Annotated in this window: 11 protein-coding genes; 5 read left to right on the top strand and 6 right to left on the bottom strand. The window is 66.6% G+C overall.

Annotation, left to right across the window (positions count from 1 at the left end; genetic code table 11):
• Nucleotide 1: 1 nt before the first annotated feature.
• Nucleotides 2–1,396, bottom strand: a complete 1,395-nt coding sequence (locus ACWF4Z_RS08730; protein ID WP_452242365.1) for a serine hydrolase domain-containing protein — start codon at nt 1,394–1,396, stop codon at nt 2–4.
• A 37-nt stretch (nt 1,397–1,433) separates the two neighbouring features.
• On the opposite strand from ACWF4Z_RS08730, the gene ACWF4Z_RS08725 reads away from it, so the two are divergent.
• Complete coding sequence (locus ACWF4Z_RS08725; protein WP_452242364.1) at nt 1,434–2,327, top strand: diacylglycerol/lipid kinase family protein; 894 nt, start codon at nt 1,434–1,436, stop codon at nt 2,325–2,327.
• Between the two features lie 20 nt (nt 2,328–2,347).
• The gene (locus tag ACWF4Z_RS08720; protein ID WP_452242363.1) at nt 2,348–3,322 is read left to right on the top strand and encodes a serine hydrolase domain-containing protein; all 975 of its coding nucleotides are present in this window, start codon (nt 2,348–2,350) and stop codon (nt 3,320–3,322) included.
• Between the two features lie 15 nt (nt 3,323–3,337).
• Here ACWF4Z_RS08720 and pulA read toward each other — a convergent pair whose 3' ends face one another.
• The 5 genes from pulA to ACWF4Z_RS08695 all read right to left on the bottom strand — a co-directional run bounded on the left by pulA (nt 3,338) and on the right by ACWF4Z_RS08695 (nt 11,870).
• Nucleotides 3,338–8,989, bottom strand: a complete 5,652-nt coding sequence (pulA, locus tag ACWF4Z_RS08715; protein ID WP_452242362.1) for a pullulanase-type alpha-1,6-glucosidase — start codon at nt 8,987–8,989, stop codon at nt 3,338–3,340.
• Nucleotides 8,990–9,264: 275 nt separating this feature from the next.
• The gene (locus ACWF4Z_RS08710; RefSeq protein WP_452242361.1) at nt 9,265–9,981 is read right to left on the bottom strand and encodes an SIR2 family NAD-dependent protein deacylase; all 717 of its coding nucleotides are present in this window, start codon (nt 9,979–9,981) and stop codon (nt 9,265–9,267) included.
• A complete protein-coding gene (locus ACWF4Z_RS08705) occupies nt 9,978–10,532 on the bottom strand; it encodes a GNAT family N-acetyltransferase (RefSeq protein ID WP_452242360.1) in 555 nt (184 codons plus the stop codon). The genes ACWF4Z_RS08710 and ACWF4Z_RS08705 overlap by 4 nt, the downstream gene beginning before the upstream one ends.
• A 13-nt stretch (nt 10,533–10,545) precedes the next feature.
• On the bottom strand, nt 10,546–10,758 hold the full coding sequence (locus ACWF4Z_RS08700) for a sulfurtransferase TusA family protein (protein ID WP_452242359.1): 213 nt from the start codon (nt 10,756–10,758) through the stop codon (nt 10,546–10,548).
• On the bottom strand, nt 10,755–11,870 hold the full coding sequence (locus ACWF4Z_RS08695) for a cysteine desulfurase family protein (RefSeq protein ID WP_452242358.1): 1,116 nt from the start codon (nt 11,868–11,870) through the stop codon (nt 10,755–10,757). The genes ACWF4Z_RS08700 and ACWF4Z_RS08695 overlap by 4 nt, the downstream gene beginning before the upstream one ends.
• 94 nt (nt 11,871–11,964) lie before the next feature.
• Here ACWF4Z_RS08695 and ctaC point away from each other — a divergent pair, with 94 nt between their 5' ends.
• Genes ctaC through ACWF4Z_RS08680 form a run of 3 tightly spaced genes read left to right on the top strand, consistent with a single transcriptional unit; the run spans nt 11,965 to nt 15,031 of the window.
• The gene (gene ctaC / locus ACWF4Z_RS08690) at nt 11,965–12,858 is read left to right on the top strand and encodes an aa3-type cytochrome oxidase subunit II (protein ID WP_452242357.1); all 894 of its coding nucleotides are present in this window, start codon (nt 11,965–11,967) and stop codon (nt 12,856–12,858) included.
• Nucleotides 12,855–14,639, top strand: a complete 1,785-nt coding sequence (gene ctaD / locus ACWF4Z_RS08685; protein ID WP_452242356.1) for an aa3-type cytochrome oxidase subunit I — start codon at nt 12,855–12,857, stop codon at nt 14,637–14,639. The genes ctaC and ctaD overlap by 4 nt, the downstream gene beginning before the upstream one ends.
• The gene (locus ACWF4Z_RS08680; RefSeq protein WP_452242355.1) at nt 14,636–15,031 is read left to right on the top strand and encodes a cytochrome c oxidase subunit 4; all 396 of its coding nucleotides are present in this window, start codon (nt 14,636–14,638) and stop codon (nt 15,029–15,031) included. The genes ctaD and ACWF4Z_RS08680 overlap by 4 nt, the downstream gene beginning before the upstream one ends.
• Nucleotides 15,032–15,169: the final 138 nt, after the last annotated feature.

Genomic DNA, 15,169 nt, shown 5'->3' with positions numbered 1-15,169 from the left:
GTCAGACCTCCGAGGTCAGGGTGTACGCGGTGGGAGTGAAGGAGACGTTGAGTTGGACGTCGACGATCATCCTGGTGTCGTCGACCCGGCAGGCGAACGTCGCAGCGAACGGGGTCTCGACCGAGCGGATGGTCGCCACAAAGGCGTCGCCGTCGGCGAAGGCGCTGGTGACGACGCGGTTCCCGGTCTCCGGGAGCGCGTCGACCGAGCCGGCCGCTGACTCTTCCCTCCAGTCGCCCGCCGCACAGACAACCTCGTACGAACCACCATGATCGTCGGTGAAAGCGAAGACGCCGGTGCCGTCCGGCTCGAGGCGAACGGCGCTCAGGCCCGTGACGTCGGTGTGGTCGAACCGGTAGGTGTGGCCGTCGCCACCAGCGGGTGCGGGGCCGGACGGCGGTGGGAGCTCGAGCCGCTCCGGGCGGGGGACCGGGGTGACCTCGGTGCCCTTGAGCGCGGGCAGGAGATGATCCCAGACGGTGTCGAGGATCGCCTGCATGTCGAAGGTCGCAGCCGTGGTGATGAGGACCGCGTCGTACTCGGGGAGGACAAGGCAGAACTGGCCGAACGCGCCGTCGCCGCGGTAGGTGTTGTGGCGCCCACGCCAGAACTGGAAGCCGTAACCCTGCTTCCAGTCCGAATTCTCCTGGTTGTCGTTCGACACCTGCTTCGAGGTCGCAGCCTCGTACCACTCGGCGGGGACGAGCAGCTTGCCTTCCCACTCGCCGCGCTGCAGGAGGAGCTGCCCGAAGCAGGCCAGCGACTCGGTGTTGATGCTCAGTCCCCAGCCGCCGACCGTGATGCCCTCGCGGGACACCTGCCAGGTCGCCTCGGTCGCGCCGAGCGGCTCGAACAGCCGCGGCCGCAGGTAGTCGAGCAACCCCTCGCCGGTCACGCGCTGCAGGATCGCGGACAGCATGTACGTCGCGCCAGTGTTGTAGACGAACACCGTGCCCGGCTCGTGCTGCACGTCGAGACCGAGGAAGATCTTGACCATCCGGCGGTCCCGGCCGAGCGCCTCGACGGTGTCCTCGTCGTGACCGGTCGTCATGGTCAGCAGGTGCCGGAGCCTCATCGCGGCCAGGTTGTCGCTGATCTTCTCGGGCAGCTCGTCGGCGCCGAAGAACGAGATCACCTGGTCGTCCAGCGAGAGCAGGCCGGCGGCGATCGCGAGACCGACCGCGGTCGAGGTGAAGCTCTTCGACACCGAGAAGAGCAGATGCGGGTCGGTCAGCCGGTAGGGTGACCACTCCTCCTCGAGCACGACGTGACCGTGCCGTAGCAGCATCAGTGTCTGGATCTCGGGCTTCGACGCGTCCAGCGCCGCCACAAACGCGTCGAGCGCGGCGGTGGACAACCCCTGGGCTTCTGCTCTACTCCGTGGAAGTCTGCTCACGCCAAGCACGCTATCTCCCCGAACGGACATTTATCAGGTGAGTTCTGCCAAGCGGGTCGCCGTGATCGTCAATCCGATCAAGGTGCCCGACACCTTCCGCCGTACCGTCGAAGCCGCGCTGACCGGACGGGACCACGACGTGGCGCTGTGGCTCGAGACGACCGCGGACGACGCGGGCGTCACGATGGCGCGGCGCGCGCTCGAGGCCGCCGTCGACCTGGTCGTGGTCGCCGGTGGGGACGGCACGGTCCGCGTCGTCTGCTCCGAACTCGCCGGGACCGACATCCCGGTCGCGGTCCTGCCGGCCGGGACCGGGAACCTGCTGGCTCGCAACCTCGGGATCTCGCTGGATCTGGACATCGCGCTGACCGAGCTCCTGGGCGGCAACGAGCGCCGGATCGACAGCGTGGTGATCGAAGGCGACGACCTGCCCGAGGGTCGGTTCGTCGTTATGGCCGGGATGGGCCTGGACGCCGCGATCATCGCGGACGCGCCGGACGAGCTGAAGAAGCGCGTCGGCTGGGCCGCGTACGTCGTGTCCACGCTGAAGAACCTCAACCACCCGTTCGTCCGGGTCGAGATCGTCGTCGACGACCACCCGCCGGTACGACGCCGCGCGCGGACCGTGGTGATCGGCAACGTCGGCACCCTCCAGGCGAACATCCCCCTCCTGCCCGACGCACAACCCGACGACGGCATGATCGACGCGGTTGTGCTGGCACCGCGCCGGGTCAGCCACTGGCCACGCGTCGTCCTGGGCCTGGTGCTGAAGTCCCTCCGCGAACAACACATCCAACGCTTCACCGGCCAACAGATCCGGATAACAGCCGAAACCCCGGTACGCCGCCAACTGGACGGCGACCCCATCCCCGCCGGCCGCACACTGACCGCATCGGTAGATCCCTCCGCACTCACCGTCCGGGTGCCCTGACGTCGTGGCACAGTAACCAGATGCAGACGTACCTCGACTCGTTGGTCCATGACGGCGCGGCCGGGGTGCTCCTGCACTACCGGTCTCCCGAACGAACCTGGATCGGCTCGAGCGGCGTCGCCGAGCTCGGCACCAACCGGCCGGTCGATCCGGACGGCTGGTTCCGGGTCGGGAGCGTCACCAAGACGTTCACGGCCGTCGTTGTCCTGCAGCTGGTCGGGGAGGGCAAGCTGCGCCTCGACGAGCCGGTGGGCAAGTGGGTGCCCGGCGTACCGGACACGATCAGCCTGCGGCAACTGCTCAACCATACGAGCGGTCTCTACAACTACACCGACGCCCTGCCCAACGACCGGCATCTGCTGGACCGCTACCTGCACCGAGATCCAGCGGACGCGTTGCAGACCGGACTGACCAGGCCGAAGGTGTTCGAGCCGGGTACGTCGTGGTCGTACTCGAACACCAACTACGTCGTGCTCGGCCTGCTGATCCAGGCAGTGACAGGCAACCCGTACGGCGATGAGGTACGCACTCGAATCCTGCAGCCGCTCGGGCTCGAGCGGACCCTGGTCCCGGGCGATGACGTGGACCTCCCCGAGCCGCACGGCCATCCGTATCTGGAGGTCGCCGGCGAGTGGGTCGACCTGGCGCGGTTCAACGCGTCGCAGGCCTGGGCGGCCGGAGAGATCGTGTCGACGGCCGCGGACCTCAACCGGTTCTACGCCGCGGTGCTCGGGGGAGAACTCCTGGCGAAGGCCGAGCAGGACGCGATGCTGACCGTAGTGCCGGTTGACGACGGCTACGGGTACGCGCTGGGGATCGAGCGGCGGCAGTTGCCTGACGGTCAGGTGGTGTGGGGGCACACCGGCGGGATCTTCGGCTACCTGACGCTGAGCTATCACGCGCCCGACCTGTCCCGGCAGCTGACGTTGTCGTATGCCGGGACCACCATGACGACCCCGGAGACCGGCCAGGTCCTGGCCGATCTCCTCAGCTGAGCTGAGCGGACGTCGTCAGGACTGGATCAGGACGGCGACCGATCGGGCGGGGACGGAGACGGTGCCGCTGGAGGCGGTCCAGGTCGTCTGTTTCACGACCGGATCCGACCCTGCGGCCTGGACCGGGGAGAGGGTCAGACCGGCACCGGCGAGGCCCGGGATCTGTTGGGTGACGGCCGAGCCGGTGGAGTTGAAGACGACCAGGACACCCTTGAGCGCCGGGTCGACATTGGGGCCGGCGGTGTCGTCGATGCGCATGGTGATCACGCCCGGCGTCGTACCACTCAGCGGGAAGCTGACCTTGGTGTTGATCAGCTCGGCCGAGCCCAGGCGGAACAGTGGGGTCGAGAAGCGGAGTTTCAGGAGGTCGGCGGCTGCGGTCGAGGCGGTGGTGACGTCGGCGGCGGTCGGCTTCAGGGCCGGGTTGGCCAGGAGCGGCTGCATGAACGGCCACTTGGCCTCGTTGTCGGCCTTCGGCGGTAGGCCGTGGCCGAAGCCGTTGTCGACGCCCGTCCAGTCGAGGGTGTTGAACCAGTCGCCGGAGTCGTAGGAGTTGCGGTCGAGCGACTTGCTGCGGAGCAGATCGGCGCCGGCATGCCAGAACGACGGCGTCTGCGCCAACGCGGTCGTTGCCAGCGACAACGTGTTCATCCGGATCCGGTCCGGCATGGTCATTGTCGTCGGCAACTTGTAGGTCAGCGTGTCCCACAACGTCTCGTTGTCATGGGCATCGACGTAGCTGATCACCTCGTCCGGCTGATCGGCGTACCCGGCCGGTGCGCCGTTGTAGTCGACGCCATCTCCGCGGACCACGGCACCGGACTCCGCGGACTTGAAGGTGAACGACCGGAGGTTGCCGGCCAGGCCGAGCTGGACCAGATCGGTGTCATGGGCGAGCCGCTTCGCGCGCTCATCGGGAGTCCCGTTGATCGGGTCGCCGTTCGGGTCGCCGGCCTCGCCGGAACCGAAGCCCTGGATCCGCGGATTGTCGTCGAACGGACCTCCGCCCCGGACGGCGTCACGCATCCGGTCGGAGAACGTGCCGATCCCGGTCCCGCCGAGATTCCCTTGGCGAGCTTGGACGAACAGCGCGTCGTTGGCGACCTCGCCGAAGTTCCAGCCCTCGCCGTACAGGTAGATGTGCTTGCCGTCGACACCGTCCTTGGCCAGGGTCAGCTTGTCGAGCGCGGCCCGGATCTTCAGCAGGTTCGCCTTGCTGCTGTGACCCATCAGGTCGTAACGGAAGCCGTCGACGTGGTAGTTCTTCGCCCAGCTCACCGTGCCGTCGACCATGATCTTCTCGGCCATGGCGTGCTCGGTCGCGACGTTGCTGCAGCAGGTCGAGGTCTCGACCTTTCCGGTGGCGTTGAGCCGCTGGTAGTAGCCGGGCACAACCTTGTCGAGCACCGAGGTCGGTGCCTGACCTGCGGCCGGCGTGTGGTTGAACACCTGATCCAGTACGACGCGCAGGCCCGACTTGTGGAGACCGCCGACCATCGTGCGGAACTCCGAGACGCGCGCGAGCCCGTCCTTCTGGGTCGCGTACGAGCCCTCCGGCGCCAGCCAGTGGAACGGGTCGTAGCCCCAGTTGAAACCGTCCTTCGCGGCCACGGCCGTCACGCACGCCTGCTGCTGATCCGAGTCCGGCGGCAGCGCCTTCAGGTCGCAGGCCGGTGTCTGCTGTCCGGTCTCAGGGATCGTCGCGATGTCGAACGTCGGCAACAGGTGAACAGTGTTGAGCCCCGCAGCTTTCAGCGCTCGCAGGTGTTTGGTGCCATCGCCTTCATCGGCGAACGCCAGATAGGTGCCACGGTGTGCTGCCGGGACGGTGGGGTCGTTGATGGAGAAGTCACGGACGTGCAGTTCGTAGATGGTCGAGTCGACACCCCGCGCCAGCTTCGGCGCCGGCGTCTTCGACCACAACGCCGGCTGCCCGCTCGGATCGTCGAGGTCGACGGCGACGGAGTACGTCGAGTTTGTCGTCAGCGCGACCGAGTACGGGTCCGTGACGATGTTCGTCTCCACCCTGCCGGTACTCGGCGCAAAGACCGTCACCTCGAACCGGTAGGGAGCGTTCTTCCACGAGCGCGCGCCTTTGATCGACCAGGAGCCGTCGTCGTTGGGCTTGATCGGCAGTGCCGAGGAGCCGATCAACAGCTTGACGTTCTGAGCCGTCGGCGCCCACAGCGTGAAGGTCGGTGCACCGGCTTGCCAGGTGACGCCGTACGAGCGTTTGGTCGCGCTCCCGTAGACATCGTCGAGCACTCCAGGTATCTGCACACCTGTTGCGTCGAGCAACCGACCGACGTCGTCGTACTGCGCCAGCCCGAGCTGACCCTTGAGGATCTTGCGGACGTCGGCGTTGTCGAGGCGAAGCGTCGTGTACCCGGGTTTCACCTCGCGGGAGTCGTAGCGGAGTCCGACCGACGAGCCGCCGATGTCGTTCGCGTCGACCTTCAGCGACCCGGTGTCGGACCAGTGCAGCCGCCACCGCGACCGCTCCGGGTGCGCGACGGCCGGTACGGCGAGAGTGTTGCGGTCGAGCCAGTACGCCTTCGCCTGCGATAGATCCGGCTGCGCACCCGGCTTGGAGGTCGTCACCGTGAACTGGTGGGTCGCGAGTACGTACGAGAACGTGACGACCAGGCCGTCCGACGGGACCGAGACGGCCACGTTGTTCGCCGGGTAGCTCTCGTCCCAGGACAGGTTGTGTGCGACCTTCGCCTCATAACTGCCCGCTCCCAACTCGCTGGTGGACCACGTGTAGGTCCCGTCGCCGTCCTCGTCGGTCAGCCACGGCCGCATGCAGGACGGATCCCAGTCGGCCGGACAGCCCAGCTCGGACTGGAACGAGCCAGGCACGGTGATGATCGGCCCCTCGGCGCTCGACGTGACGTAGTGCCGACCGTGTTCGTAGTAGAACGTGGTCGGGGTCGCAGGTGCCGTGTACGAGATGTTGCCGCCGTTCAGGATGCCGCCGGCACCGTAGTTCTCGTCCCAGGTCTTGTTGATCGCCGCCTTGTACGCGTGCTCACCTGCCGGGATGTTGTAGGTGCCCTTCCAGACCTTGTCCTTCGGGTCGAGCGTCAGCTGCGCCTGCGCGCAGTCGGGCGACCAGTCCGCGGCACAACCCATCTCAGTGTTGTGATCACCTGGCACGCTCACGTTGGCAGGCTGTACGACCGCACCCGTGCCCCCACCGCCACCACCCGGAGCCGGTGCGTCGCCGACAACGCCGTACGAGCTGGAGACCGAGTAGTGGCCGGCCACATCACGCAGCACCGCGCGGTACTCGAGCAGTGTGCCCTTGGGGAGCCCGGAAACGTCCTGGAAGACCCGGTACGGCGCGTTGTCGTCGGAGCCGAGCCGCTGCCACGCCGTCGTACCCACTGGGCGGTAGCCGAAGGTCACGGTCACCGGAGTGTTCGCCGGAACCGCTGCCGCGATCTCCGCACGCCCGCCAACGGTCGCGCCGAGCTCAGGCGAGCTCATGTAGACCGCAGGCGCCTTGGCTGGGGACGGGACCCGGCTCTGCGCCTGGTAGACGGTCACGGACAGCGGTGCCTGGCTGATGACCACTCTGCCCTCGCGGTCGGTCTTGACCGCCTTGGAGCCGCCATAGACCGGCTTGAGCCAGGTGTTCGGCCCGTACGTCGGCACTGTCGCCGACGCCGCCGTGGTCGAGTTGTTCGAGACCACGAGGTACTCGACGTTGTCGTTACCGAGCCGGCTGAAGGCGTAGAGACCATTGGTGTTCGACGCGTAGCGGTGCACCTGCCGGCCGTCGGACAGCGCCGGATACTTGGCGCGAAGCTTCTCCAGCGCGGCGATGTGCTGGTACATCGGCGCGTTGACGTCGTACCGGTCCTTGCTGCCGATGGTCGTCGTACCGGAGCCGTCGACCACCTCGTCGTCGGCGTAGTCGGCCGTCTTGGTCGCGAACATGTCCTGTCGCGCGTCCTTGTCACCGCCCGGCCCGGTGAAACCCTGCTCGTCGCCGTAGTAGATGACCGGCTGACCCCGGGTCAGGAACATCAGCGAGTGCGCGAGCTTGTCCCGGGCGAGGAGTTCGGCGCCGTTCGCGCCATCCTGCTTGAGGAACGTGCCGACCCGGCCCATGTCGTGGTTGCCGAGGAACGTGGGCAGTTGGTACGCGTTCGAGTCACCGTCGGTGTAATAGTCGTCGTTCGCGTACAGGTCCTGCAGTTTGGTACTCGAATCACCCTTGGCGTAGGCGACCGCGTTCTGCTGGAAGCCGAAGTCGAGGGTGGCCTGGAGTGCGCCCTTGGTCGTGTACGTCGACATGAACGTCGGGTTCGCGTCGAAGACCTCGCCGAACATGAAGAAGTTCTTCGACCCGGCGCTCTTGGCCGCGGCCAGGATCTGCGGCGAGAACTTCTGCCAGAACTCGATGTTCACGTGCTTGACCGTGTCGATCCGGAACCCGTCGATCCCGAACTCGGCCCACGTCTTGTAGACGTCGATCATCCCGTCGCGGACCTTCGGCTGCTCGGTGAACAGGTCGTCCAGCCCGACGAAGTCGCCGTACTCGGCGGACTCACCGGCGAAGGTCGAGTCACCGCGGTTGTGGTACAGCGTCGGGTCGTTCAGCCAGGCCGGCACCTTCACTGTCTCATCGGCCGGGGTGCGGAAGGTGGGGATGTTGGGGAAGCTCACGTTCTTGTCCAGCGGCGGGAAGGTGTCCCCGCCGGCGAACGCCTTGTCGTCAAAAACGTTGCCGTTGGCATCTTTATAAGGACTTGTCGACTTGGGGATGTAGCCGTACTGCCCGGACTTGTAGTCGATCACGTCCGCGGTGTGGTTGGTGATGATGTCGAAGAAGACCTTCATCCCCTTCGCATGCGCCAGCTTGATCAGCTGCTGCATGTCCGCGTTGGTACCGAGATGCGGATCGATCTGGGTGAAGTCGGTGATCCAGTAGCCGTGGTACCCGGCGCTCACGTCGGCGCCCGAGCCCTGCACCGGCCGGTTCTTGAACGACGGTGTCAGCCAGATGGACGTCGTACCGAGCGACTTGATGTAGTCGAGCTTCTGCATCACCCCGGCCAGGTCGCCACCGTGGTAGAAGCCCTTGTCGGTCGGGTCCAGACCGGTCTGCAGCCGGTCACCGGTCAGACCGCCGGCGTCGTTCGCCTTGTTGCCGTTGGCGAAGCGGTCGGCCATCAGGAAGTAGAACCGTTCCTTGGTGAGGTCCTTGCGCAGACTCGGCGACGACAGCGTCTTGTCGGCCGGAGTGACGGTCGGCCCGGCCAGCTCCACCGGCTTCACCGAGACGACATGGCTGGTGTCGTCGTAGCTGAACGCGAGCTTGGCCGGCCCCTCGATTCGCAGTGGGATGTTCGGGCCGTTCAGCACCCCGCCGGCGCCGTAGTTCTCGTCCCAGCCCCCGTTGACGGTGACCTTGTACTCGTACGAGCCGGCCGGTACGTCGAAGACCCTCGCGTACGGCGCTCCCGCACCCAGACTGGTCGCATCACACGCAGGGTCCCAGTCACCGGGACACCCGAGCTCACTCTGCAGCGACCCCGCCAGCCTGACCACCCGCTCGGCCACCACGTGCGCCGGAGCGGACGTCGCCGTACCCAATCCCAGCACTGCCAGCGCCAACGCGGTCACGCCGGCCGGCCATCGCCCGAACCTGCTCATGAAGCACCCCTCCCACCCAGAACCTGCCGGGGACGCTAGCCCGCAGCTGCGATCGTGGGAAGGCCTCGGAGGTCGCGGTCAGGTCACTGTCTCCCAGAGCACGGAGACCGGAAGTGCGGCGAGATTTGCGCCGAACCTGGTCGCCTCCGGTGCCGTATGAAGCACCACGCCGAAGTGGAACCGATCGCCGAGGCGGTCGGCCAGGCGGATTTGTCGGGCTCCCTGTTGCGGATCTGTCGGACACCTCGTTGCGGATCCGTCGGCGGCTGCGAAGGTCAGGTGAAGAGGGTGGGGAGGGTGGTTTCGATGGGGGTGTGGATGACTGTGGTGGCTTCGGCGTCGTAGGGGGTTTCTTGGGCGTTGAGGATGATCAGGGGTTTGCCGGCGGTCAGGGCCAGGTCGCAGAAGCCCGCGGCGGGGTAGACCTGGAGGGAGGTGCCGATGGCGACGAATACGTCGGCGGACTCAGTTGCGGCTGCGGCGCGCTCGAGGACGGCGGTGTCCAGGGACTGGCCGAACGAGACCGTCGCGGACTTCAGGATGCCGCCACAGACCTCGCAACTGGGGTCCTCTTCGCCTGACTCGAGTCGGGGGAGGACGTCGGCCATGGGGATCTGACGGGCGCAGGTGAGGCAGTCGACGTACCAGATCGTCCCGTGGAGTTCATGGACGAGCTCCGGTGACGATCCGGCCTTTTGGTGCAGGCCGTCGACGTTCTGGGTGATCAAGCCGGTCAACCGGCCCTGGCGTTCCAGCTCGACCAGGGCGAGGTGGCCGGCGTTCGGCTCGGCGGTCCAGGCCGGTGTGGCTAAGCGGTGCTTCCAGGCCTCCACACGGACCGCCCGACTCGCGACGTACTCGTCGATGTCGAACAGCGCGGCCGCAGACGGGTTCTTGGTCCACACACCCTGCGGGCCGCGGAAGTCGGGGATACCGGACGCGGTAGAGATACCGGCTCCGGTCAGTACGGCGATTCGCTCGGCGTCGATCACGCCTTGGACTGTAGCCAGTCGGTCGCCAGCACAGACATGACGATCTCGTCGACCCACTCGCCGTCCCACAGCAGGGCGTCCCGCAGCCGGCCCTCCACCACGAAGCCTGCCTTCTCGTACGCGCGCTGCGCCCGCGGGTTGAACGCGTACACCCCGAGACTGATCCGGTGCAGTCCGACCTCCTCGAGGCCGTAGCCGACGATCAGCCGAGTGGCCTCGGTACCGAGGCCACGGCCCTGGCCGGCCGGTCCGATCAGAATGCGGAAGTTGCAGGACCGGTTGTCGGAGTCCCAGTCGTTGAGCACAGCCTCCCCGACGACCTCGCCGGACGCCTGGTCGACGATCACCAGGTCGAGGCGGTCAGTCTGGTCCTTGCGAGTGCGCATCCACTGTCGCGCCTGCTCCTCGCCGATCTCGCCGTGGCTTCCGGTCAGCCGCGTGACCTCCGGATCGTCCATCGCCCGGGCGAGCGCGTCGTAGTCGCCCTCGTCCACCGGCCGCAGGATCACGAGGTCGCCGGTCAGCGTCGGCTTGTGGGCGAAGTCGGTCATGGGCCGGAGTGTTTCAGCTGATCCGTCGGATCACGTACTGGTTTTCGGCTGCCGACACCAGCTCTTGGGAGCGCATGCGGCACCAGGCGGGGATGTCGGTGGCTGCGGCCGGATCGTCGGCCAGCACGGTGACGGTGTCGCCGATGGCAACGGTCGGTAGTGTTTTGGCCAGCTTGATCACGGGGAGTGGGCAGAGCAGGCCGCGACAGTCCAGGTCGACGTTCACATCCCCACCTCCGCACGGATCCGCTGGACGATCCCGGGCAACACAGTGCAGAAGCGGTCGATCTCGGCGTACGTCGTGGTCCGCGCCAGCGAGATGCGGACGTTGCCATGGGTGAGCACGCCCATCGCCGCGAGTACATGGGACGGTCGCAGGGTGCTCGAAGTACAGGCAGATCCACTCGACACCGCGAAGCCTTCTGCGTCCAGGGCGGTGACGATGGCCTCGCCGTCGACGTACAGGCAGGAGAACGTGAGCACGTGCGGCAGGCGGTCGTCCGGATCACCCACGACCTCGACATCGGTGATGTCCGCGGCCACACGTCGTCGCACCTCGTCGATCCAGGCCCTGTGCTGCTTGTTCAGCGACTCGGCCTCGGCCAGGCGGGCCTGGAGAGCAGCCGCGGCAGCCAGTGCGTTCGGGATATCCGGGAAGCCGGGGGAGAGGCCGTCCTCCCGCTCATCCATCGGCCAGGCCGGGATGAACCGTGTGCCCTTCCGAATCGCCAGCAGGCCCACACCGGCCGGTCCGCCCCACTTGTGCGCGCTGGCCGCCAACGCCGACCAGCCAGCCGGTACGGCGTCGTGCCCGACCGACGCGGACGCGTCAACAAACAGGGGTACGTCGCCACACGCTTCAGCGGCCGCTGCGATCGGCTGACGCGTACCGACCTCGTGATTAGCGGACTGCAACGCGGCCACGGCCACACCAGGCCGCCGTACCGCATCTGTGAACGCATCCAGGTCAACCCGACCCAGCATGTCGACACCGACCTCTGAGCCGTTGGCTTCCGCGGTGTGGAGTACGGCGGAATGCTCCACCGCGCTGTGGACAACGGTGGTCCCAATACGGTTGCGGGCGGCCCCGATCGCGGTGAGTCCGGTGCGGATGGCCGCCGTACCGGACGTCGTCAGATACAGCTCGTCCGGTCGCACTCCGATCGCGTCGGCCAGTACTGCCCGGGCATTGTCGAGCAGGAGCCGCGCGGTCCGTCCCTCGTGGTGCAGCCGAACCGGATCGGCCCACCCGGAATCGACTGCCTGCAGCAACATTTCCCGCGCTGCCGGATGGAGAGCCTCGGCAGACGCGGCATCCAGATAGGCACGCTCGTTCACACCGGAAACGCTAAGCCCTACCTATGCGCGAGAGCGGGACAGGTGTCCAGTAGTGTTTGGTCGTCAGTCTCACTTGGGAAGGGAAAGGCGCCCCGTGGGTTCGAACGGCACGCCCGGAGTGGAGGAGCGCGCGGCAGATTCTGCCCGTGCCACACGTCCGGCGAAGCGACGCCTGCTGGTCGGTACTGCAACGGTGCTGGGCACCCTGCTGCTGACGAGTTGTTCGTCGGAAACCACTGAGCAGTGGAAGCGACTCGGGCTGCCCGAGGGCGCGTCGGACCGGACCGAGGCCGTCCGAAGCCTCTGGATCGGCGCCTGGATCGCCGCGCTGATCGTCGGTGTGATGGTCTGGGCCCTGATCCTGTACGTCGCCGTGCGGTACCGCAAGCGCAACGACGACGCACCCCGGCAGGTGCGGTACAACCTGCCGCTCGAGGTGCTCTACACGCTGGCGCCGTTCGCGATCATCGGTGTGCTGTTCTTCTACACCGTCGAGCACGGCGACAAGATCACCGCGATGTCGGACAGCCCGCAGCACACCGTGAACGTGGTGGGCCAGCAGTGGCAGTGGACCTTCAACTACAAGGACACCGTCGACGGGCAGCAGGGTGTCTGGGAGACCGGCACGCTGTCCCAGCCCGCCGAGCTCTGGCTGCCGGTGAACGAGTCGGTCCACTTCGACCTGACCTCGCCGGACGTCATCCACTCCTTCTGGGTGCCGTCGTTCTACTTCAAGCTCGACGTCATCCCGGGCCGGACCAACCGGTTCGAGCTGACCCCGACCAAGACCGGGACCTTCGCCGGCAAGTGTGCCGAGCTCTGCGGGCTCTACCACAGCCGGATGATCTTCACCGTCAAGGTTGTCAGCCGTGACGAGTACGACGCGCATCTGCGCGACCTGGCCGCCAAGGGCCAGACCGGCGCCGCCACCGGTGGCCAGGACGCGACCACGATTCCTGGTCACGGGGAGCAGGAGGGCGAGAAGTGACCGACTTCGCCGAGCGCACCGGCGCTATCGGGGCCACCACCGCGATACCGCGGCGGCGCAGCAAGGGCCAGATCGCGGTCAAGTGGCTCACCACCACCGACCACAAGCTGATCGGGCACATGTACCTGATCACGTCGTTCGCGTTCTTCCTGATCGCCGGCGTGATGGCGCTCGTCATCCGCGCGGAGCTGGCCAAGCCGGGCCTGCAGATCGTGAACGAAGAGGTCTACAACCAGCTCTTCACCATGCACGGCACGATCATGCTGCTGCTGTTCGCGACGCCACTGTTCGTCGGCTTCGCCAACGAGATCATGCCGATCCAGATCGGTGCGCCGGATGTGGCGTTCCCGCGGCTGAACATGTTCAGCTACTGGCTGTTCCTGTTCGGCGGCCTGATCACGATCAGCGGCTTCTTCACCCCGGGCGGCGCGGCCGACTTCGGCTGGTTCGCCTACGCGCCGCTGTCGAACGCGGTCCGGTCGCCGGGTGTCGGCGGTGACCTGTGGATCATGGGTCTGTACATGGCCGGTCTGGGCACGATCCTCGGTGCGGTCAACTTCGTCACCACGATCATCACGATGCGCGCACCCGGGATGACGATGTTCCGGATGCCGATCTTCACCTGGAACATCCTGGTGACGTCGATCCTCGTCCTGATCGCCTTCCCGATCCTGGCCGGCGCGCTGCTGATGCTGGAGGCGGATCGAGCCTTGGGGGCTCACGTCTTCGACGCCGGGAACGGCGGTCCATTGCTCTGGCAACACCTGTTCTGGTTCTTCGGCCATCCCGAGGTCTACATCATCGCGTTGCCGTTCTTCGGCATCATCACCGAGGTCCTGCCGGTGTTCAGCCGCAAGCCGGTCTTCGGCTACATCGGCCTGGTCTCCGCGACGCTGGGTATCGCGGTCCTGTCGGTGGCGGTGTGGGCCCACCACATGTTCGTGACCGGCGCGGTCAATCTGCCGTTCTTCTCGTTCATGACGTTCCTGATCGCGGTGCCGACCGGGGTGAAGTTCTTCAACTGGATCGGCACGATCTGGGGCGGGTCGGTCTCGTTCGACACGCCCATGCTCTGGGCGATCGGCTTCCTGACCACCTTCCTCTTCGGTGGTCTGACCGGCATCATCCTCGCGTCGCCGGCGCTGGACTACCAGCTGTCCGACTCGTACTTCGTGGTCGCGCACTTCCACTACGTCGTCTTCGGAACCGTCGTGTTCGCGATGTTCGCCGGGTTCTACTTCTGGTGGCCCAAGTTCACCGGGCGGATGCTCGACGAGAGGTTGGGCAAGCTGCACTTCTGGTTGCTGTTCATCGGCTTCCACACGACGTTCCTCGTGCAGCACTGGCTCGGCGTCGAAGGCATGCCACGCCGGTACGCCGACTACGGCCCCAACGAAGGCTTCACCACGCTGAACGAGGTGTCCAGCGTCGGTGCGTTCATCCTGGGGATGTCGATGCTGCCGTTCTTCTACAACGTCTACAAGTCGCGTAAGTCGCCGAAGGTCGGCGTCGACGACCCGTGGGGCTGGGGACGGTCGCTGGAGTGGGCGACGAGCTCGCCTCCGCCGCGGCACAACTTCGAGAGGCTGCCGCGGATCCGGTCCGAGAGCCCGGCGTTCGACCTGCACCACCCCGACCTCGCCCTGGCCGAGTACCCGGCCAACAACGCGGGTAAGGACAATCTGCTGGACGCCGGCGAGGACCAGGGCCGGGTAGAGCACCTGGAGCAGGTCATCGCGGACCAGTCGGATATCGACGCTGAGGGGAAGGACAAGGCGTGAAGGTCGAGGCCTGGGTCTTCGGGATCCTGAGCGTGTTCGTGCTGGTCGTGGCGCCGATCTACTGGCTGATGTCGAACGACCCGACCGGCACGACGGCTCTGGTCATGACGTTCTTCCTGTCGTTGCTGGTGGCGTTCTACCTGAGTGTCACCGCCCGCCGGATGGATCCGCGGCCGGAGGATCGCAAGGAAGCCGAGATCGCGGAGGGCGCCGGTGAGCTCGGCTTCTTCCCGCCGTACTCGTGGTGGCCGCTGTGGACCGCGCTGACCCTGGCGGTTGCCGTGCTCGGCATCGTCTTCGGCTGGTGGCTGTTCATCGCCGGCTGCGCGATCGGCATCGTCACGCTGAGCGGATTCATCTTCGAGTACTACCGAGGTGATCACGCTCACTAGCTGAGCGTCGTACGAGGCGCCGTCCGGAACGAACCGGGCGGCGTTTTCGTGCGTCTGTAGAGGTGTCACCGGTGGTGGGCAGTTGTGGTCCGTACCACTCCGGTGGCGGTGCGTTGCGTAGGTCTGTCGGTACGACGA

The organism is Kribbella sp. NPDC055071 (assembly GCF_053608045.1).
This window is presented reverse-complemented; position numbering and strand designations above follow the sequence as displayed.